The organism is Delftia sp. WSY_10, from assembly GCF_043104705.1.
In the GTDB taxonomy this organism is placed as follows: Bacteria; Pseudomonadota; Gammaproteobacteria; order Burkholderiales; family Burkholderiaceae_C; genus Comamonas; species Comamonas tsuruhatensis.
In genome coordinates this window covers 56,290-77,149 of sequence record NZ_JBICKY010000058.1, presented here as the reverse complement: position 1 = coordinate 77,149, position 20,860 = coordinate 56,290, and the positions used below count along the sequence as shown (strand labels likewise).

Annotated in this window: 15 protein-coding genes; 1 reads left to right on the top strand and 14 read right to left on the bottom strand. The window is 68.0% G+C overall.

From position 1 onward, the window contains the following. The 3 genes from ACF8ML_RS28540 to ACF8ML_RS28530 form a co-directional block, all read right to left on the bottom strand. On the bottom strand, nt 1-3,260 hold a 3,260-nt coding region (locus ACF8ML_RS28540; RefSeq protein WP_392408595.1), incomplete at its 3' end, for a DUF6531 domain-containing protein. A gap of 8 nt (nt 3,261-3,268) precedes the next feature. Continuing rightward, entirely contained in the window at nt 3,269-4,399 is a 1,131-nt protein-coding gene (locus ACF8ML_RS28535) for a 3-oxoacyl-ACP synthase (protein ID WP_046239312.1), read from the bottom strand. Continuing rightward, nucleotides 4,396-5,679 (bottom strand): hypothetical protein, encoded by a 1,284-nt coding sequence (locus tag ACF8ML_RS28530; RefSeq protein WP_046239313.1) that lies wholly within the window; start codon nt 5,677-5,679, stop codon nt 4,396-4,398. The genes ACF8ML_RS28535 and ACF8ML_RS28530 overlap by 4 nt, the downstream gene beginning before the upstream one ends. 74 nt (nt 5,680-5,753) lie before the next feature. Here ACF8ML_RS28530 and ACF8ML_RS28525 point away from each other — a divergent pair, with 74 nt between their 5' ends. After that, nucleotides 5,754-6,746, top strand: a complete 993-nt coding sequence (locus tag ACF8ML_RS28525) for a DUF2169 domain-containing protein (protein WP_043790639.1) — start codon at nt 5,754-5,756, stop codon at nt 6,744-6,746. Between the two features lie 8 nt (nt 6,747-6,754). Here ACF8ML_RS28525 and ACF8ML_RS28520 read toward each other — a convergent pair whose 3' ends face one another. The 11 genes from ACF8ML_RS28520 to tssE form a co-directional block, all read right to left on the bottom strand. Continuing rightward, nucleotides 6,755-7,204 (bottom strand): hypothetical protein, encoded by a 450-nt coding sequence (locus ACF8ML_RS28520; protein ID WP_017405412.1) that lies wholly within the window; start codon nt 7,202-7,204, stop codon nt 6,755-6,757. A gap of 10 nt (nt 7,205-7,214) precedes the next feature. Beyond that, nucleotides 7,215-9,509 (bottom strand): type VI secretion system Vgr family protein, encoded by a 2,295-nt coding sequence (locus tag ACF8ML_RS28515; RefSeq protein ID WP_047328066.1) that lies wholly within the window; start codon nt 9,507-9,509, stop codon nt 7,215-7,217. 121 nt (nt 9,510-9,630) lie between these two features. Beyond that, nucleotides 9,631-10,035, bottom strand: coding sequence for a hypothetical protein (locus ACF8ML_RS28510; RefSeq protein ID WP_392408592.1), 405 nt, complete (start codon nt 10,033-10,035; stop codon nt 9,631-9,633). A gap of 50 nt (nt 10,036-10,085) precedes the next feature. Next, entirely contained in the window at nt 10,086-12,356 is a 2,271-nt protein-coding gene (locus ACF8ML_RS28505; RefSeq protein ID WP_047328068.1) for a S41 family peptidase, read from the bottom strand. Beyond that, nucleotides 12,353-15,094, bottom strand: a complete 2,742-nt coding sequence (tssH, locus tag ACF8ML_RS28500) for a type VI secretion system ATPase TssH (RefSeq protein WP_392408590.1) — start codon at nt 15,092-15,094, stop codon at nt 12,353-12,355. Before tssH ends, ACF8ML_RS28505 begins: the two co-directional genes overlap by 4 nt. A gap of 50 nt (nt 15,095-15,144) precedes the next feature. Beyond that, on the bottom strand, nt 15,145-15,399 hold the full coding sequence (locus ACF8ML_RS28495) for a hypothetical protein (RefSeq protein ID WP_392408588.1): 255 nt from the start codon (nt 15,397-15,399) through the stop codon (nt 15,145-15,147). A gap of 334 nt (nt 15,400-15,733) precedes the next feature. Further along, a complete protein-coding gene (locus ACF8ML_RS28490; RefSeq protein ID WP_392408586.1) occupies nt 15,734-16,366 on the bottom strand; it encodes a hypothetical protein in 633 nt (210 codons plus the stop codon). A gap of 5 nt (nt 16,367-16,371) precedes the next feature. Further along, nucleotides 16,372-17,205 carry a hypothetical protein gene (locus ACF8ML_RS28485; RefSeq protein WP_016446995.1) on the bottom strand — a complete coding sequence of 278 codons (834 nt, stop codon included), beginning with the start codon at nt 17,203-17,205 and terminating at the stop codon, nt 16,372-16,374. 24 nt (nt 17,206-17,229) lie between these two features. Then, nucleotides 17,230-18,402 carry a type VI secretion system baseplate subunit TssG gene (gene tssG, locus ACF8ML_RS28480; protein WP_046986248.1) on the bottom strand — a complete coding sequence of 391 codons (1,173 nt, stop codon included), beginning with the start codon at nt 18,400-18,402 and terminating at the stop codon, nt 17,230-17,232. Next, nucleotides 18,399-20,273 (bottom strand): type VI secretion system baseplate subunit TssF, encoded by a 1,875-nt coding sequence (tssF, locus tag ACF8ML_RS28475; protein ID WP_016446993.1) that lies wholly within the window; start codon nt 20,271-20,273, stop codon nt 18,399-18,401. The genes tssG and tssF overlap by 4 nt, the downstream gene beginning before the upstream one ends. Nucleotides 20,274-20,296: 23 nt before the next feature. Beyond that, on the bottom strand, nt 20,297-20,851 hold the full coding sequence (tssE, locus tag ACF8ML_RS28470; protein ID WP_012205683.1) for a type VI secretion system baseplate subunit TssE: 555 nt from the start codon (nt 20,849-20,851) through the stop codon (nt 20,297-20,299). Nucleotides 20,852-20,860 lie beyond the last annotated feature (9 nt).

The following is a 20,860-nucleotide window of genomic DNA, read 5'->3' as shown; positions in this document are numbered from 1 at the left end:
GGCAGGGGAGTGTCCCGGTCCCAGAGGGCCTGGGGTGAAGGCCTGCCGGGCTGACCTTGGAGTGCGCCTTGCTGGCTGACCTTGTGCGAGGTGAGGCGGCCCATGGGGTCCCAGCCATAGCGGCTGGTCAGCGTGCCTTGGGTGCGTTCGATTTCCTGGTGCAGGGCGTCGCGTTCGATGTCGCTGAGCACCTGGCCGTCGGCGAGGATCTGGTGCAGGTGGCCCGAGCCGTAGTAGAGCCATTGGACGTGGCGGCCCCCGGGCAGCCAGCAGTCCGTGCGGTTGCTCAGCGCGTCGTAGGCGTGCCGATAGCTGTAGGTCGCCAGCGCCTGCTCGTCTGCACTGGGCGCCATATGTACCTGGGTCTCTTCCACCAGCCGCGATAGAGCGTCGTAGGCGAAGCGCACGTGCGCATCGGGGTTGCTGGCATGCAGCATGCGGCCCAGCAGGTCGTAGCCATAGGTGGTGGTTCCTCCGTCTCCATTACCTGCCGCGTCGCTGCCCACGTGGATCTTGGCGACAAGGCGGCCCAGCACATCCCTGCGAAACAGCGTGCGCTTGGGCAGGGCTGCGTCGGGCCGTGGATCGTAGGGCGTGTCCGGGGGCTGGTGGGCATCGCGCTCGTGCAGTTCGGTCAGTTCGCTGGCGGCGTTGTAGCGGTAGCGCTGTATGCGGCCGTCAAAACCGGTTTCCTCGATCAGGTTGTCTGCGGCGTCGTAGGTGAAGCTGGTGACGGCGCCGTTTTCGTTCTGCAGGGCGATGAGCCTGCCCACGGCGTCATAGCGGTAGCGCAGCGTGCCGCCCAGCGCATCGCGGCGCTCCACGGGCTGGTCCAGGCCGTTGTAGGTGTAGCGGGTGATGGCGCCTTGCGGGTCGGTGTAGGAAAGCAGGTTGCTCTGGGGGTCGTAGGCATAGTGATGTTCGGAACCATCAGCGCCCCACATCCGGCGCAGGCGTCCAAGCGCGTCGTGAAGGTAGCGGGTGGTCTGGCCCAGGGCGTCGGTGGAGGCCACGAGGTTGCCCAGGATGTCCCACGCATATCGCGTGACCTGGCCCGAGCAGTCGGTGTAGGCCACGAGCTGTCCGGCTTCGTCCCACTGCAGATGGCGGGTTTTGCCCAGCGCGTCTTCTATGGCGACGGGCAGGCCGCGCGTGTCGTATTTCCAGCGCGTGGCGTGGCCAAGCGGGTCCAGGCGCTCGACCAGATTGCCCTGGGCGTCGTAGGCCTGCCGCCAGACATGGCCCAGCGCGTCGGTGACTTCTTCAGGCAGGTTGAGCCGGTTGTACTTGAGGCGGGTGGTGGCGCCCGATGCGTCCGTGACGGCCAGCAGGTTGCCCTGGCCGTCGAATTGCCAGCGGGTGGTGCGCCCCATGGCGTCCCGCGCCTGTTGCGGGTTGCCGGCGGCGTCCATGCGCGTCTCGGATCGGACGGGCTGGCCATCCGGCCCGGGTTCGACGATGGCGACGACCTCATGCCGGGCGTTGTATTCGTAACTGCTGCGCCGGCCCAGGGCGTCGGTGACATGGGTGGTGCGGCGGCCCAGGTCGTAGTCGAAGCGGGTGTCCAGCGTGCCGGGCTCGTCGGTCCAGGTCCGCACGACACGGCCGCCCGCGTCAAGCCGGCTCCATTCCTGGTGGTAGGTGAAGCCGGTGCGGCTGCTGTAGGCCACCATCAGGTGCTGGCGATAGCGATAGTGCGCCACGCCGCCCATGGCATCCGTGGCGGACTGGAGGTTGGCGTGGGCGTCATCCGGGACGTTGCCATCCGTCCCATAGGCATAGCGTGCCAGCAGGCCGCCGACCTGTTCCACGCCGTCGATCACACGGGATTCCAGGTGGATCTCCTGCAGCAGCGGGCCGGAGGGTCCCTGGTTTTCACTCCAGGTGAAGCGCAGCTTGCGGCCAGCGCTGTCGGTCAGTCCCAGCGGGCGGGGCGCGCGGCCATCGATGCCTGTGGCAGTGTAGGCCGGGTAGTGAAGGCTGATGGTGTTGCCATTGCGGTCCACCAAGTGCACCAGTGGCAGACGCCATTGACCGGTGGCCGGGGGGGCGAACAGGTGCCGGGTGCCATCGGCGCTTTCAACGCTCCAGCCGCCTTGCTGGTGGTGGGTGACGGTGATTTTTTCGCGCGGGTCGAAGTGGCTGGTACCTGCGGCAATCACGGGCAGCTGTATGCGGCGCCCGCGGGCGTCGTAGTAGTGCACCGCATCGTGGACCAGCACCAGTTCGGTGGACAGGGGCGTGCTCCATCCCCATCCAAGCCAGCCGGGACGGCGGTCGCTGGAGCGGTAGTACCGCTGCCAGGTCAGGGCCATGGGGCCGGGCAATTCGAAATCCGTGTCGCGCAGGATCTTGGTGCCTGTGGCAAAGATCACGGGATGGCATGTGCCCAGCTCGCAGGTCGGTGGCGTGGCAATGCTTCCCTTGGAGGCGTTATCGATGATATTGCCCTGCGTGTTGGGATTGACGCTGTTGTCCGTGCGCTGTGCCACGGGGTTGCGGCGCGACTTGGCGCGCTGGGCGATCTTGCCAAGGACAAAGCCGATGGTGATGGCGGCCACGCCATCGGCGATCACTTCGGCGATCTGGTCGATTTTCTCGTCGGTCAGGGGCGGTGTCAGCAGCTCCTGGATTTCCTGGGCGAGTTCGGCGACTTGCTCGGCCGCCTGGGCCATGGCGGCCCCTCCGACGACGAGGTTGACGCCGGGAATGAGCTTGCCCACGAGCTTGAGGGCGGGCCCGATCAGCGCGCTGGGATCGGTCAGGCTTTCTCCAAGGGCCGACAACTGGCCGGAGAAGGCGCCCGGCAGCTTTTCGATCACCTTCTGCGCCAATTGGTCATAGGGACCGGGCAGCGCCTTCATGGCAAGGCGCATGGCCCAGCCAGGATTGATGACCATGGCGTTGCTTTTGGTCGTGTCGAAGGACCGCACGCTGCCCCGGCTCTCGAACTTGGTATCGCTGCTGTAGCTGGTGGGCTCGGCCGCGCCGCCGACAACGCCAGAACGCACGCCCGCGATACCACCGAGCTTGTCGGGCGTGGCGGGTATGGACTCGAAGCGGCTGCCGGCAACGGCCACGGGGTGCCCATCGATCTTGAGCGTGGCCGTGCCGTTCTTCAGGCCCGGGCCATGGGCCATGTTGAGGATGGGAACCGGTGGTCCCTGGGGCTTGGGAAAGACGGGGTTGATCGGGCCAGGAATCATGGCCGGATTGCGGCCTTCGTGGATGGCGCGGCGGTCGTTGACGTAGGTGGCCATGGATGGACTCAGGACTCTTGGGAAATGGAGGATTGGCGCCGCCCGGCTGCGGAAGATCTTCCTGCCGTGCGGGCATGGCGATTCCAGGTGGCGCTCCAGGCGGCCACGCGGGTGTTCAGCCCGGTGACCGTGAGCAGGCCTGCGTGGCCTGCCAGGGGCGACGGCATGACGGGGTGCGTCAGCCACTGGCGCATCTCATGGAACAGGCTGAGCATGAGAGGCGCCCAGGCCGCGCCCATTTGACCAAGCAATGCTGCCGGGTCCTGGGCTTGCGGCAGGCCGCCCTGTGACGCCAGCGCCGCGGAGAGGCTGGCCAGCTCTGCGCCCCGCCATGCCGAGCCATCCATGTCGGACCAATAGGAGTGCAGGGCGTTGACCGGCATGTGCGCTGCCTTCAGCGCACCGTGGCTGGCCTCGATCAGTGCGCGGCCATCGGGCAGGGTGTCGCTGTCCAGGCGTGAGCGTGGCTCGTCTGCAAAGAATGGTGGATAGACCGTGACGAAATCTGCAGTGGCCGGCTTGCGGGACAGCCGTACAAATGCTGCGCCTTCCGAGGCAATGAAGCCTTCGCAGACGCCGTTGACCTTGGCCCAGCGACGCTGGTAGAGCACGTCCGCGATCTCCGTGTCCACGAAGCTGTCCACTCCGCCGATGATCACTTCGGGCACCGAGGGGTTGTCGTGCATGAAACGATAGGCCTGCGACAGCGCATCGGCGCCTGCCACTGCGCCGCCCGGGTAGACCTTGATGGGCAGGAACTCTGCGGCGAGGTCCAGTGCGCGGGGAAGCTCCAGTGCGAATCGGCCGGCGTCTATCCAGCCCGGCAGTTCAGGCAAGGAGTCGGGCAGTGCCACGAAGAGGGGGATGGGCCGCTGCAGCGGCCAGCCTGCGGCAGGCGCCGGCTGGCCGCGCAACGCTTCGTGCAGGGCAGGGGCTGCGAGCCGGATCAGGCGTTCCGTTCCTTTGCAGGCTGCATCAATGGCTTGCACCCGGGATACGGTGGCACGGTGCTCGGCCTGGCCGGTAATGGCCTGCCGGGTAAAGCTCGACTGGCGAGCAAAGAAGCCGCAGCCGGTCTGCCAGGCCCGGGTCCCGATGGGGGTGCATGCACCAGTGGCCGCGATGACGAGAGGGTTCATGGTTGTGCCCTGCCGATGTTGAATGCCGCACGTTCGATCACGGAGGCCGTGCTGCAGGCCAGGGCCTGAACGACGGCCAGATCGTCGGCCTCGATCCACAGCGCTGCGCCCACGCGTGAGAGGTGCTCCAGATAGAGCAGGTGGCGCAAGGGCGCGCCTACCATGGCCACGGCCTCCTGCAGAACCACTTGCGTGCGGGGGCGTCCGAGACGCAGGGCCGGCCCTGACAGAGGAAGTGCGGCCAAAGCGGCGTCGATGGTGGCGGAGCGGCCCGATGCCTCGTGACCCAAGTCAAAGGCAATGTCGGCGGGTTCTCCTGTGAGCAGGGCCGTGGCGTCAGCCAGGGTGCGGCATGCCTCTTCGTCGTCCCAGGCCGTATGGGCAGCGAGCTGGCGAAGCAGGGGAACGTCTCCCACAAGTGAGGCCGCATATACCTGCAGGCCCCAGGGCATTTGGGGATGCCGGCCTTCCCGCAAGGCGCTTGCCAGCGCATGTCCATCCCTGGCGGCCAGCAGGGCCAAGGCCACGGTGGAATGCGGCATCCGGGCCAAAAGAGTGCGTGCCACAGGCGTTTCCTGCCGGCTGCCCATGAGCGCCAGCGCCAGCAAGGCGGCCTGCGCATCGCTGTCTTGTTGCGTGGCTGCGATGGCCTTGGTTTCATCGCCACGCCCGGTGCATCGCCAATCACACAGGGCCGCCAGGCCGCCCGGCAGACCGGATGTCCATGCAGAGATGGCTTGTGCGAATTCGTCGCTGACAGCCGGCCGGGAAATTGCGAGGCGCTGGAGCAACTGTGCCAATGGCGCGCTCTGCCTGTGCTGTCCCTGGGAGAGCAGCCAGGTGAAGTATTCGGCGACGGTGTTGTCGAAGCAAAACCGCATGGCGTTGAATACCGCGTTCGGCTGGGCCTGGAGATGGGCTCCCAGCGTTCGCTCCAGCCCATCGTGAATGTGCTTGCGTTGCAGGTGCAGGGCTTGCAGGCAGGCCAGTGCGAAGATGCGGGAGGGCTCATCCAGGATTTCAGCGCCAGCTGTTTCGATGGCGTGCTGGCAGGCATGGTCCAGCTCGGGTGCGTGCATCAGGTGCTGCTTCAGGCCGCTCAGCGCCTGCACGATGCTGTCGTCGAACACGGCAAATGCGTCGGGGCGCGACGCGGGACGCTGCAGCAAATGGGAGCGGCGCCAGTACTGGGTTACCAGGGTCCGGGCCATGCGCGCTGCCGGCTGGGCCGACACAGGAATGTCGATGGCTCTGGGAATGGGAAGGTCGATGACGGTCATGATGAAAAGAGCCTGGCAGCCCCCTCGGAAAGAGAATGCATGGGGGACAATGCGCCCCAGGAGGAACCCAAGCGATGCTGGACAATCTGACGCCGTTTGCTGCGGAAATACTGCCGGGACATGGGGCCGACGGCACCCTGTGCTCCACCGTGGTGATCAAGGCCACGCTGGATTTCGAAGGGCGCGCGGTGGCCCAGGGCAATGCAGTACCTGTGTTTCGCGGCGATGAGTTCTTTGGCGCGGAGGGACCCATTGGTGTGGTACGCCACGAGGCCGATATCGCTCCGCACAAGTCTCGGGTGGATGTGCTGTTCAACGGCTATGCCTACGCTCCTGGTGGCAAGCCCGCTGCCCACTTCGATGCGGGTCTGGCCGTGGGCGGTGAAAGCCGCGTCATAAGAGTCTTTGGCAAGCGGGTCTGGCGCCGACGCCTGGGAGTGCTGCCCCTGGCACAGGAGGTGGAGCCCGCCTTGAAAGTCCCTGTTACCTATAACCTTGCCTTCGGGGGAGCGGATGCCGAAAAGCCGGAGGTATTCCACGGAGCCAATCCGATCGGAGCAGGCTTCAGTGCAGGACTGCCCCGGGAAGGCGAGCCCATGCATCAGCTCGAATGGCCTGACGATCCGGTTCGCTCTGCAGTCGACCGGGTTTCGCCGGCCGGCTTCGGCTGCATAGGCCGTAGTTGGTTGCCGCGTCGCGCCCTCTGGGGCAGCTATACGGGCAAGGAGGTTGACGCATCGCCAGGCCTTCTCACGCGCATGCCGGCTTCGTTTGATCCCGCCGCGTGGAATTGCGCCCATCCCCGGATGCAGTTCAGGCGCGAGCAGGTGCAGCCAGGAACGAAGATCGCCTGGATGAACCTGAGCGCGCAGGGCATGGGCACTACCGTCGTGCCTGCGATCCGGCCGCAACTGAGCTGGGTGCTCCGCGGTGAACGTGGCACTGCACGCCCGGAATTCGACACGCTGATCATCGAGCCCGAGCATGGGCACCTGATCCTCATATGGCGACACACGCTTGCCGCGCATGTGCTCAGTGGTCTTGAAAGTGTTCAGATCCATCTCTGAGCCAGCCTTCAATTGATGCGGACTTCGGCCGCGTCCAGATCAAGCAGATCCCGCGCATCTTGCTCAATCGTTAATGCCACCAGGCGAGCAAGCCCCTGGGCCGTGAGTTTCAGCGTGGCCTGCCCGCAGGCCAGCGTGATGCAGTCCTGCGACTGTAGGTGGATGCTCCTTTGTCCCCATGGCGCCGTGGGTGCGGGTGAGAGCACTGCGGTGATCGTGGCACGCCCCGTCGGCTGGACTGCCAGCAAAACCTCATCTCCCGGAACCAGAACCGGCAGCAGCACGCCCGCAGGCGCTTGCACCGAAAGTGCGGGATCGTGCGTGTACGCCACCAGATAGAGGTCTTGCCCCAGTACCTCGACGACCTGCCCGGCCAGGAGCTGTACGTTGGACGGCAGGCGTTGCGCCTCATCGACGTCGGATGGCTTGGCAGGAAGGCGTTTTTGTGCGATTGCCATGGGATTTCCTTCAAGCGGGGTTGATGTGGCTGTCAGGGGAGGAAACGGTCACCTTGGAGCTGCCGCTGATGGAGATCGTCTGTCCGTTGACCTGCACGGTGCCGTCGCTGGTCATGCGCAACACGGCCTTGCCGCACTTGATTTCGATGGCGTCACCCACGGTGATGGCCATTTCCTTGCCTACCGTGATCGTCTGCACCTCGCCCACGGTGGTGGCGGAGTTCTTGCCGACCGTCGCCGTATGGTTGTCGGCCGTGTCGTCGGTGCGGTTCTTGCCCACGCTGGTGGACTGGTTCTGACCCACTGAAACACTGCGGTTCATGAGCACCGTCGTGCTCTGGCTCAGCCCCACATTCACCACCATGGCCGCGCCCACGTTGACGTTGTAGGCGGCGCCGATGTTCACCATCTTGGCCAGGCCCACGTTCTGCATGTAGGCCAGTCCGATGGTCTCTGTCTTGAAGCTGCCCACCTTGATCGACCAGTTGTTGCCGATCTTGTCCTTCTCGTTGCGGCCTATGGTCTTGCTGCGGTTCTTGCCGATGGAGATGTTCTCGTCGATGCCAACGTCTTCATTGCGGTTGTCGCCGATGCTGATCTTCTCGTTGTGGTCCACACGCTCCGTGCGGTTGTTGTGCACGGTGATGGTCTCGTCGCGGTCCACGGTCTCGGTGCGGTCGCGGTGGATGACGCTGGTCTCGTCCCGGTCGATGGTCTTGCGCCGGTCGTTGCCCACCCATTTGTCCTCGTCGTTCTCCACTTCGGTGAGCTGGTCCTTTTGCGCGTGCAGCCAAAGCTGCTCTTGCCCAGCCTTGTCCTCGAAGCGGATGGCGTTGGCGTCGCCCTGGCCGTTCTTCATGCCCGCGCCTGGGGCGCCGCCCTTGCTCGACCGGGTCTTGATGCCCGATTGCGTGGCGTTGGCCGGCAGTGCCCAGGGCGGCATGTTGGAGGCGTTGTAGACGCAGCCCATGACGATGGGGTGGTCAGGATCCCCGTTGAGGAAGTCCACGATGACTTCCATGCCGATGCGCGGGATGTGCACGGCGCCAAAGCCCGGCCCGGCCCAGCTGGTGGCCACGCGCATCCAGCAGCTGGAGTTCTCGTTCATGCCGCCGATGCGATCCCAGTGGAACTGCACCTTGACGCGGCCGTACTGGTCGCACCAGATCTCTTCGCCTGCGGGGCCCACGACGACGGCGGTCTGCGGGCCCGTGGTGCGCGGTTTGGCGGTGATGCGCTGGGGCTTGAAGGGAAGGCTGGTGGGCTGGGCCTGGAGCACGAATTTCTGCACCGAGCCTTCGCCGCTGCCGCCGTCGCTGACGCGCGGGTTCTCCTCGAAGGCATAGTCGACCGCCGTGACCAGGTAGGTCTGGTTCTGGTCGCCGCGCGGATAGTTGTCCAGCGTGAAGGTGTAGCCCGGCGCCATGGCGCGGTGGTTGGAGCGGCCCTGCACCGTGCTCTGGCGCGTGAGGCTTTGCTGCAGGCGCACGCGGATGTAGTCCTCGCCGTCGCCGGTCTCGGTGTAGCCGCCCGGCCATTCGTAGATCTCGTAGGCGTCGTGCGCGTGGCCGGGCGGGTTGCGGCGCATGTTGGACAGCTCGGCGCGGGGCTTCTTGAAGTCGTAGTCGTCGTTGTAGTGCCGGCCGGGCTTGACGCGCTGGTGCAGTTCCCAGGCGTGTATGCATTCCTCGCGCGCCACGGCGGCCTTGCCCGGCGGGTGGAAGGGGATGACGGCGCCGCCCTGCAGCGGGTCGTGCGAGGCGATGACATCGTCGCCCAATGTCAGCACATGCTGGCCCGCGCTGTGCTGGTGGTAGTAGCAGATGCCCTCGTGCTCCATGAGGCGCGAGACGAACTGGAAGTCCGTCTCGTTGTACTGCACGCAGTACTCCCAGGTGCGGTAGGAGCGCGTCAGGCGCTGCTGCATGGGGTGGCCGTAGATGCCCAGGACCTCGTTGATGATGTCCGGCACCGTCTTGTTCTGGAAGATGCGGAAGTCGCTGCGGCGCGTGGCCAGCCACAGCCAGGGCGACAGGCGTGCGCGGTACAGGAAGTTGCGGTGCTCGTCCTGGCCGCGCATGCCAAAGGCAGTGACCAGGCCGTCGATGTAGCGCTTGCCGCCGTCCTGGGTCTCCACCACCACGGTGGCGCCCTTGCCCAGCAGGGCCTTGGGGTCGATGCTGTCGTCCTCGCTGAGCAGGTCGATCTCCAGGGCGAACAGATGGCTGATTTCCTCGCGACCCTGCAGCCGGCGCAGCTGCAGCTGGTCTGCCAGGGGGGTGTTGATGGTGACTCTGCGTGTCATGGTGTCGGATCTCGCGGTGCTTGGGGTGGAAGAGGGGTCGGGGCTTCAGGCCTGGATGGCAGGGCCTGGGTGCGCCGGTCGATGAAGGGCTTGCATGGGGTGGCTGGAAGGTCCTTTGCTGCTATCGGGCTGCGTACACCAGTCCCGGACGGGCGCCGTCGGCGTCATCCTGGGCGCCATCCATGACAGGGGCGCTGTCGAAGGACTGGCCCAGCGCAACGAACTGGTAGTTGCCGCGCCGGTCGGTGAAAACCGCCAGGCCGTCCGGCGTCAGGGCTACGTTGAACCAGTCGTTGTCTGTTCCGGGCTGGTCCGGGTTCAGCGTGCGGGATTGGCTCCGGGCCAGCACGCTGCCGGCCAGGCTTGCCTGGTTCAACACCCGGGTCTGCCGGCCATCCGCGCCATACAGCCGCAGCTCCCCGGTGGCTTCGACCTTAACTGGCGTAGCGAGGGCAGCCCGCATCTGGTCGGTGCTGGACGAGCAGCCCGCTGCCAGCGCGCTGGCAGCCATGACTGCACAAGTCACGAAACGGGCGGGGGTCAGGTGCGGTGGCATGGCGGCAAGGGCTTGTGGGTCTAGCGCGACGCCTGCGCGGTGCGGCTGCGATCCAGGTGGAGCACGGCGGCGTCCAGCAGCGGGTCGCCGCCGGCCTGGATGGAGGCGGTGAAGGCCGCGTCCACGGGCACGCGCAGGCGCGGGGTCACGCCTTGGGCCTGTGCGGCGGGGTTGTTGCCGCCAGAGGGGCCGGTTTCTGCGAGCAGGGGGACTTGCACGATGAAGCCGGCCGGCAGGTGCACGCGCGTGGCGGGGCCGGTGGCGCCAGCCGTGGCACTGGTGGCGACGATGTCGGCACGTTGGCTGTGCTGCAGCCAGGCGGCGAACAGTTCGCAGGGGCCTGCGCAGCCCGGGCCTGTGAGCACGGCGATGGGGGCCGTGAAGGGCGTGCCCGAGGCGGCCAGCGGCAGCTGGGCCGGCAGGCCCAGGCCGCCACGGCTGCGCCAGACGCGGGCGGCGGGGTCGAACAGGCGCTGGGCGGCGTCCTGCATGCGCAGCGGCTTGTCGCGTGTGTAGAGCGAGGCCAGCATGTGGGGCAGCAGCTGGTAGGCGTCGTCGCCCCGGTGGGCGCGCAGGTCGATGACCAGGCCCGTGACCCTGGCCTGGGTGGCTGCGGCCAGGGCGCCCTCCCAGCGGCTGAGCTGGCCGGTGGCGCCGTCGGCAAAGCTGTCGAGGGCGATGTAGGCCAGGTTGCCGCCCTGGGCGCTGCGCAGCAGGAAGGAGGCGAGGGCGGGCTCGGCCGCAGGCAGGGCCGTGGTTGCGGCGGGGGCGGCGTCCAGGCGCAGGGTCTGCTCCTGGCTGGCCGGGGGCGCGCCGGCTGCGGTGCGCAGGCTCAGCGTGGCGGGCGTGCCCAGGTCCAGCGCCAGCAGGTCGGCGCGGCGGGCTTCGGCACCGGCGCGCAGCGAGGCGGGGGCAATGCGGTCCAGGTAGCGGGTCGGGCTTTCCCCTTCGATGGCGAGGATGTCGCTGCCGGGCTGCAGGCCCGCCTTGGCGGCGGCAGAGCCTGGCGCCACGCTGGTGATGGCGATGCGGCCGTCCTCGCGCAGCCAGGTGCGCGGCATGGGCAGGTTGACGCTGCCGCGTGCCAGCAGCTGCGGGGACAGGCCCCGGTCTGTGCGGGCAGGCCAGGCCTGGCCGCCGGGCAGCAGAACGCGGTACTGGCCATCGCCCAGGCGCTGGCCCATTTCTGCCAGGGCCTGGGCCTGCGCGGCGCTGTCGCCGCGCTCGGCGGCGGTCTGCAGGCGCTGGCCGTAGTCGGCGCGCAGCTTGCCGGCATCAAAGCCGCTGGCAGCGGCCAGCGGGTGGCGCTCGGCAATGAGGCCGATGAGGGCCTGGGCCGCATCGCCTGCGCCCAGGCGGGACAGGTCGATGTCCTGCGCGGGCTGGACGGCGTGGAAGGCCAGGGCGATTTCCCGGGCGCGGTCGAAGCGCAGGCCCTGCGGCTCCAGCGTGACCACGGTGTAGCCGCGCGGCAGGGTGACCATGGGGTCGTCGGCGGTGAACAGGCGCCCGTCGGCGCCAAAGCCGGAAGGGAAGCGCTGCGTGGCATCGCTGGCCCAGACCAGCAGCTTGCCGCCCGTGGGCTCCAGGATGTCGCCGCTTTGGCGCGGCCATTCGGTGCGCACCGAGCTGGCGCGCAGCATGGCGTGCTGCTCTATGGCGTCGAGGCTGCGCCGGCCCGCGCGCTGGGGCACGTCGGCGTGGACGGACAGGGCGAAGATGCGCACGCCCCGGCCCCCGGGGCGGGCACGGCCGGTGGACAGGTCATAGGTCGTGCCGTCGGGGTCGCCGGGCAGTTCGATGGCCACGCCGGTGCTGTCGCCGCGCGGCAGGGCCAGCCATTGCGACTTGGCCGGCGCCACATGGGCGGCCTGGCGCTGCACGAGGTACGGCCCCTGGTCCATGAGCGCGACCACGGCCTGGCCGCGCCGGGCGCTGTCCGTCCAGGCGTCGCCCAGCACGGCCATGACGCGGCGTGGGCCGCCCTGGTCGTCCTGCACGGGGGCGGCGCCGGAGGGCGGCGACTGTGCCGCCTCGGGCTGGGCCTGGTTGCGTTCCCACCAGGCACGGGCCTCGCTGGCGGCACCGGTGGCCGCGTTGGTGGCCGTGCTGGCTGCGCTGCGGCCGGCCTCCAGCGCCTGCTGGCCGGCTGTGGCGGCGCCCGAGGCCCGCTGCACGGTGTCGGCGGCCTGGCCGATGGCGCCCAGGTCCAGCGCCTGCGCAGCCGGGGCGGCCAGCAGAGCTGCTGCGATCACTGCCGTGGCGGCGCGTGGCAGGCGGTGCCTTCTCATGCCGGCTCCGCAGCGCGGGTGCGCACGTCCAGCGTGAAGTCGTCGCCGCTGGCGCCGGCATGCAGGCTTTGCAGTTCCTGGCCTTGCACGGTGGCCTGCAGGAAGTGGGTAGCCATGCGCGGCAGCAGGTTCTGGGTGAGGATGCCGTCCACCATGCGCGCGCCCGATTCGACCTCGCTGCAGCGGCGGCGCACCAGGTCCACGGCTGCTTCATCGAAGCTGAACTGCGCGCCGTGGCGTTCCTCGATGCGCCGCTGGATGCGCAGCATCTGCAGCCGGATGATCTGCTCCAGCATGGCGTCGGAGATGGGGTAGTAGGGCACGACGGTCAGGCGGCCCAGCAGCGCGGCGGGGAAGGTCTGCAGCAGCGGCTGGCGCACGGCCTGTGCCAGGCCTTCCGGCGTGGGAGCCAGGTCCGGGTCGCGGCACATGTTGGCGATCAGGTCCGAGCCCACGTTGGAGGTCAGGATGATGACGGTGTTCTTGAAGTCGATGTAGCGGCCCTCGCCGTCCTCCATCCAGCCCTTGTCGAAGACCTGAAAGAACATCTCGTGCACGTCGGAGTGGGCCTTCTCGATTTCGTCGAGCAGGACCACGCTGTAGGGGCGGCGGCGCACGGCCTCGGTGAGCACGCCGCCTTCGCCGTAGCCCACGTAGCCGGGCGGCGCGCCCTTGAGGGTGGAGACGGTGTGCGCCTCCTGGAACTCGCTCATGTTGATGGTGATGAGGTTTTGCTCGCCGCCATACAGGGCTTCGGCCAGGGAGAGGGCGGTTTCCGTCTTGCCCACGCCCGAGGGGCCGGCTAGCAGGAACACGCCAATGGGTTTGTTCGGATCGTCCAGCCGCGCGCGGGAGGTCTGGATGCGGCGCGTGATGGCCTCCAGGCCGTGGCGCTGGCCGATGACGCGCTTCTCCAGCGTGTCTGCCAGCGAGAGCACGGACTGCACCTCGTCACGCACCATGCGGCCCACGGGAATGCCGGTCCACTCGGCCACGACGGCTGCGACCACGCCGGCATCGACCACGGGCTGCAGCAGCGGGGAATCGCCCTGCAGCTCGGCGAGCTGGCGGCGCAGCGCTTCCAGCGAGGCCACGCTGGGGGGCTCGGCAGGTTCGGTTGAGGTGGCTTCGGCGGCCGTTTCCGGTGCCGCAGCGGACGGGTCTGCGGCGGCGCCGGTGGAGAAGACGGCCGGATTCAGGCCCATGAGGGCGGCCTCGGTTTCCAGGATGCGGCGGGCCAGCGCGCTTTCCTGGCCAAAGCGTTCGGCCAGCGTGGCCTGGCGCTCGCGCAGGCCGGCCAGGTCGGTTTCCAGCGCCTGCAGGCGCTCGGCCGTGGGCAGGCCGAGGGCGGCCTCGCGCAGCAGCACTTCCTGCTCCACGCCCAGGGCCTCGATGCGGCGCTGCACGGCTTCCAGCTGGGCGGGCGTGGCATGCAGGGCCATGGCCACGCGCGAGCAGGCCGTGTCCAGCAGGCTGACGGCCTTGTCGGGCAGCTGGCGCGAGGGAATGTAGCGGTGCGACAGGCTGACGGCCGCGGCCACGGCGTCTGCGGCAATGCGCACCTGGTGGTGGTTTTCCAGCTTGGCGGCCACGCCGCGCAGCATGTCCACGGCGCGGGGCTCGTCGGGCTCGTGCACCTGAACGAGCTGGAAGCGGCGTGTCAGGGCCGGGTCTTTTTCGATGTATTTCTTGTACTCGGCCCAGGTGGTGGCGCCGATGGTGCGCAGCGTGCCGCGCGCCAGGGCGGGCTTGAGCAGGTTGGCGGCATCGCCCGTGCCGGCCTGGCCACCCGCGCCCACCAGGGTGTGGACTTCGTCGATGAAGAGCACGATGGGCGTGGTGCTGGACTGCACGGCGTCCAGCAGGCCGCGCAAGCGGTTCTCGAATTCGCCCTTCATGCTGGCGCCGGCCTGCAGCAGGCCGACGTCCAGCACGCGCAGCTCCACGCCCTGCAGCGGCGGCGGCACATCGCCCTGGGCGATGCGCAGGGCCAGGCCTTCGACCACGGCGGTCTTGCCCACGCCGGCCTCGCCCACCAGGATGGGGTTGTTCTGGCGGCGGCGCAGCAGGATGTCCACTATCTGGCGCACTTCGTCGTCGCGGCCCGTGACAGGGTCCAGTTCGCCCGCCTTGGCGCGGGCCGTCAGGTCCACCGTGTACTGCTGCAGCGCGCCGCCCTGGCCGGGCGCGGCGCCCGTGGCCTGGCTGGCTTCGCCCGGCGTGCCTTCCAGCCCGCTGCCATCGGCCGCGCGCATGCGTGCCTCGGGCGAGTCGGGCAGCAGGCGGGCGAAGGCGTCGCTGAGCGCGGGCTCGGAGATCTTGTCGAATTCGCGCGAGATGGAGCGCAGCTCATTGGCCAGCGAGCGCGTGCGCACCATGCCCGACAGCAGATAGGCGCTGCGGATCTGGCTGTCGTTGAACATCAGCGTGGCATAGACCCAGCCGCGCTCGATGGCGGTCTCTATGTGCTCGGAAAAGTCGCTGATCGAGGTGGCGCCGCGCGGCAGCTGGTCCAGGCGGCGCAGCACATCGGCGGCCAGGCGGTCGGAGGCGATGTCGAAGTGGCGCAGGATGCGGATCAGGTCGCAATCGTTTTCCTGCAGCAGCTGGTGCAGCCAGTGCACCAGCTCCACATAGGGATTGCCGCGCAGCTTGCAGAACACGGTGGCGCCTTCCAGCGACTTGAACAGCAGCGGGTTGAGCTTGCCGAAGAGGGATTGGCGGCTGATTTCTGTCATGGGTCTTGGGTGCGGAAAAAGAGTGGATGAATGGGGGCCGGGCATGCCGGCTAGCGGCGGGGGCGGACTTCGACCTTGTGGCCCTTGGCCTGGCACTGCGCCAGCAGCCGGTCGACCCAGGCGCGTTCGACGAGGAAGCTGCTGCCGGTGATTTCCTGCGCCGTTTCACGGACGCCAGTGGCCAGGCGGATGGATTTGTTGCGCGCCATGCCTTCGCCGTACTCCTCGGCCTCCTGCGGCGTGGCATGTGCCGGGGCCAACAGCGAGCCCAGGCTGAGAATCTCGCCGCCGTCTTGCCAGATCATCCAGACGAAGGGGCTTGGATCTTCGGGCGGCGCGGAGCGCTGCTGGACAAAGCAAAAGTGCTGACGCCTTCCCGCCAAGGATGTGTCTGCGTACTGCAGCTTGAGTCGAAGGTAGGCGCGCAGTACGGCAGGCGAAGGGATGCTGGCCTTGACGGGACGTGAGAAGTCGTCAGGAGGGAGACCCTGGGAGGCTGCTGGCGCAGGGCTGCCGTTGTCTGCCGCAGCATTGGCCTGAGCCAGGACTGTTGCGGGCAGGGCCAGCGCAGCCACCAGACAGGCCATCCGGCACATCCGGCTGGGCGGCAACCAGGATTGGTGGAGATGCGGCATTCGGCTATCGGGCAGGAGCCACTTTGATGGTGCGGCCCTTGGCCTTGCACTGCGCCAGCAGCAGGTCCACCCAGGCACGCTCGACGAGGATGCTGCTGCCGGTCGTTTCCTGCGCCGTTTCACGAACGTCGGTCGCGAGGTGGATGGCCTTGGCTTCGGCCAAGGCATCGCCGTCCCATTGCGCTTCATCCGGCGATGGTTTGGCGGTGAAGCGGCGCTGCCCCAGATTGGCGATCTGGCCGCCTTCCAGCCAGACCATCCAGACCGATGAGCGCGCAGGGGTTACGGTGCGGTTGTGCTGCTGCACGAAGCAAAAGTGCTGCCTGCTCTGGGCTTTCCGGGTGTTGTTGGCTTCGTCCTTGGCTTGCAGATAGTTGCGAAGGGCCGCAACCGATGCCACGTGGTGAGAGGCCGGGCGCGAGAAGTCGGCGGCCGCGGCGTGTTTTGGTGCGGCATCGGCTGTGTCTGCCGGTGCTGCAGCGACAGCGTGCCAACTTGCGACTGCGAGGAGGGTCAGGCACGCTGCCCGTGCGAGACCGACCGAGACGCTGGCCGGCTTGGCAAGGGCAGGCATTGCGCAATGGCCGTGGTGGCTGGGGGAGCCCAGTCGCAGGAGGGCTTGTTGAAGTTCAGGCATGGGCTTCAGTCCTTCTTGCGCAAGCGGGTATGGGTGTAGAACGTGTTGCCGGACAGGGTCTTGTGTTCGCGGAATTCGGGGCCTGGCTGGGGGGCTTCAGTGGTTTTCCAACCGAAGAGCCCTGTGGATGTGGGGTCCGGGGGCACTGGCGCCTGGGCGATGTCGATGGCGGCCTGCACAAAATCCAGATAGGCCTTGCGCTGCGGGTGAAGGCCGTTGTTGGCGTTCTGGAGATACTTTTGAAGGTTTCCTGCCATTTCGGATGGCAGCGTGGGATACAGGTTGAACCCGTGGAACTGGACCGATCCACGGTCGTTTGCCATGACGATGTCTTTTTCGCTGGTGGCGCCACGTGCCATGAAATCCCCGGGATTCGGGCTCTTGAGGCGGTTTTCGATCACGCGCCGCATCCATTGCATGGAAGTCCGAATGTCTTCAATTCGCCAGCTTGAGCCACCGAGTGCGGGCGAGGTGTTCTCCGCCAGGAACAGCCTTGCCAGCATCCCCTCCGTCGTGCTCTCTGCAGGCAGCGAAATGCTCTTCTCCACCTGCACGGTGATGGCTGCGGGCATGACGCTGAGCCCGCTTCCCTGCACCGCCACGATGCTGAGCTTGGTGAGCCCGGGCTGCTGCGCCACGAAGTCGAATTGCCAGCTGTCGGCGCGGGCGTTGTGTACGGGGGGCTGGGCCGCAAGAATGCTGGGCGCATCGATCCTGGCGCCCAGCTTGTAGGTCTTGGCGACGGCCTCGATCTTGACGCGCAGGCGGTTGCCCTCGACCAGCGTCAGCGTGGAAGGAACCGGTGCGTTGTGCGGGAACTTGATCTGTACGGTGGGCATGTGTGCGAGCAGGGAAGTGGTGATTCAGTGGTTCGGTGATTCAGTGGCTCGAGGACTGGGGCCGGGGCCGGGGCGCCGGCCCCGCACGGGCTGGCGGCGCTGGCGCAGCCAGGCTTCGGGGTCCATGCGGAAGTCGCGCGCGTCCTGTGCGGGCTCGGCATGCGTGAGCCAGGTGGTCCAGCCCAGCTGGGTGCTGCTGCCCAGCCGGGCGGCAGGCACTTCCTGGCGGCGCAGTACCAGCACATAGTCCCAGGCGTATTCGATGCCCAGGTAGTTGCGCACCCAGTCCACCAGGGTCTGGAACAGTGCGGCCTGGGGCAGCAGCTGCTGGTACTGCTCCAGGCCCAGCGGGCCGAGCACCAGGCGGAACTTGCTTTGCGCATCGGGCACGCGCGAGCCCACGACGGCATCCACGCCCAGGCGCGAGTTGCAGGGGCGGCTTTGCAGCCGGGTCTGCTGCCCGGGTTCCAGCTCCAGGTGGTGCAGGCAGTTTTCTTCCAGCCGCACGGGGATCTGGAAGTAGTGCGACAGGGCCTGGCACAGGCCTTCGGGATTGCGTGTCCAGCGGGTCAGGTGGCCGGCCATGAAGCGCTTGGCGTGGTCGGGCACGTCGTCGCGTGCGCGCTGGCTGGGCAGGCCGGTGCCGATGAAGCTGTCTATGTAGCGGCCGAAGGGGTCCTCGCCGGGGCGGTCCAGCGATGCCGTGGGCTGGGCGTCCGACCAGGCGCGGAACAGCAGCAGCAGCATGCGGTGGTGAAAGATGTCGGAAAAACGCGCCAGCGTGGCGTCGTCATGCTGGCGCAGGCGCTCGCGCACGTATTCGGTGATGTGCGTGGGCAGCGGTCCGTTGGGGCCGTAGAGGCCGAAGTTCCAGACCGTCATGCGCTCGGGCTCGCCGGCGCGCGAGGGCAGGATCTCGGCGATGGTGGCGGGCGCGAAGGCCAGCGACGGGTCCTGGCCCAGGCGCAGCGGTTCGTCCTTGGGGCGCGTGGCCTGGCCCAGGCGCGGCAGGCCGGGGTGGCGCGCCTGCAGGTAGCGCAAGCTGTGCATCAGGTCGAACTGGTAGGGCCTGGCGCTCAGGCGCTGCCAGAACAGGCGCGCCCGAGCGTCCTCGGACGCGTTCGCCTGCACGGTGGGCAGCTCCGGGTCCTGATCGGGCACCGGCTGGGCAAGGGGAGCGTGCGCGGCGTTGCTCATATGCCGGGCCGTTGTCCGGGGCGTGGCGCCCAGTGCGCGACGGGGCCGCGCTGGCGAGAGTGCAGCTGCAGCTCGGTGAAGCTGTTGACGCCCACGTGGCGGGCAAAGAACCGCTCCAGCATGTTGGCCAGGGGCCAGGGGCTGACACCGGCCATGGCCGGCTCGTCCACGCTCAGGTGCACGCCCACGCCGCGCCCGTAGACGAGCTGGCGGTGCTGGGGCAGGCGGCGCGTGATGGGTTCGATGCGCATGCCCTGGATGGCGGCGATCTGTCCGGCCAGCTGGTGGTTGCCCAGGTCCAGGTACAGGCGCAGCAGCTCCTGCAGCGTGGCGGCGCCTTCCTCGTCGGACAGGTCGGTCATGGCCAGGTAGTTCAGGCTCAGGTGGGAGATCAGCCGCCAGGTGAGGCCGCCATCGGCCACGGCCGGTATCGGGGCGCTGGGGCCGGCGATGACGCGGGCCCAGTCCACCGGTGCCGACTCCTGAAGGGCAAAGTCGCCGCCCGGCTGGTTGACGCGCATGAGCAGGGGCAGGTCGCGGTTGGTGCACAGGGTATGCATGGACAGCTGCTTGAGCTCGTCGGAGAACGGCGCCTCGCGCTGGTCCACCAGCGAGATGAAGACTTCCGAGCCCAGGTACTGCGTGCGCGGGCCGCTGCGCAGGCTGCGTTCGGAAAACAGCCGGGGCTCGCGCCGCGTGGTGAAGTAGGCCTGCTCGGTGGAGTGCAGGCCGTGAGTGGATGCGTACAGCGGCGCAAATTCACGGTCCTGCGTCTTGCCTTCGTGGTGCCCGGTGACGGCCTGCACGCCGTAGACCTCGAAGTCCAGCGGCCGCATGCGGTCGGCAACGACGTGGTATTCGTGCACGTTGGAGGCCACGTGCAGGCGGTCCGCCGTGTACTCGAACAGGTTGATGGCCGGAATGCAGTGCATCAGCAGCTTGGCCGCGTCGATCTGCGGCTCCAGCGTGGGCGCGGCGCGGCGCAGCAGCAGCGTGATGCCCACGCCGTCGTGGGCAATGCGGCGCATGCTGCGCGACAGGCCGTTGATCGAGAAGAACCGCTGCCGCGCGGGAAACGCGAAGTACTCGTGCAGCAGCCGGTGGCCCTGGAAGGCGCGGTGCGAATAGGGAATCAGGGCCTGTTCGCTGTCATGGCCCTCGGCGCGCAGCGCATCGGGCGGGAGCACGTCCCAGACCTGGCGCGGGTCCTGCGGGTGGTGGACCACGATGGCCAGCGTCTGCGTGTGGATGAGCTCCTGCAGATGGGAAGCGACGACGTCGCCCGCATGGATGTACACCCACAGCTGGTCCAGCGCCACCTGCATGCACTGCGAGGCATCCAGCGTGGCCAGCTGCAGCCGCAGGTGGCCGCCGGCCTCGCCCAGCTGGGGCACCAGCGCATGGGGCAGGTCCAGCGCCGGGCCGCCCAGGCGGGCCTGGCGTATCTCCAGCGGCCACAGCGTCAGCGGCCCGCCGGTGCGGAAATCGCAGATGGTCTGCTCTTCCTGCACCTTGTGGGTGCGCAGCACGCTGCCCGAGGGCAGGGTGAATCCATCGACCAGGTTGCCTTCCTTGGCACTGGGCTTGAGCTGGACCACCACCATGGATGGCGTGGGCGCCAGGTAATGGGGGCAGACCATTTCCAGCATGCGCTGGGACAGGCGCGGGAACTCCGCGTCCATCTTCAGCTGGATGCGTGCGCTCAGAAAGCTGAAGCCCTCCAGCAGGCGCTCCACATAGGGGTCGGCCACATCGGTGTCGTGCAGCGACAGACGGCCCGCGACCTTGGGAAAGGCGGCAGCGAACTCGGCGCCCAGCTCGCGCAGATAGGCCAGTTCGCGGTTGTAGTACTCGACGAGGCGGGGATTCATGGTGTGTGTGGCGGCGTCCGGGCTCAGGCCCTGAGGTTTTGCAGCGAGACCTGGCCCGTCTCCAGGTCCAGGCTGGTCTTGAGCAGCAGCTCCAGCGGATAGGGCATGGACCAGAACTGGCAGCGGATCTCGAACTGCAGCGTGTTGTGGTGGTTGAGCTGCTCGGTGGAGGCCAGCAGCGTCACGGCCAGCGTCTTGGGCAGGATGCGCGGCTCGAAGGCCAGGATGCTTTCGCGGATGCTGCGCTCCACATGGCTCCAGTCCAGCTCGGACAGCAGCTGGCCGGCCAGCGGCGGCATGCCGTAGTTGATGACCGAACGCTGCACATGCTCCAGCCCCTCCATCTCCACGTGGTCCCAGGCATCACGCGCATTGAGCAGCCAGCCCAGGTCGCGCAGCAGGGCCTCGCGCAGGCGGGATTCGTTCACGAAGACCGCATCGGGCCGCTCGGTGCGCAGATGGGGCTCATGGTCGGTCAGCCGGTCCAGCAGGGCGGGCTGCAGCCGGTCCTTGGCTGCGGTCGCCTGGTTCTGGCGCGTGCGCAGCGTGGGCATGGGGTTGAGGGGACTGGGGCGCATGGCTTGTTT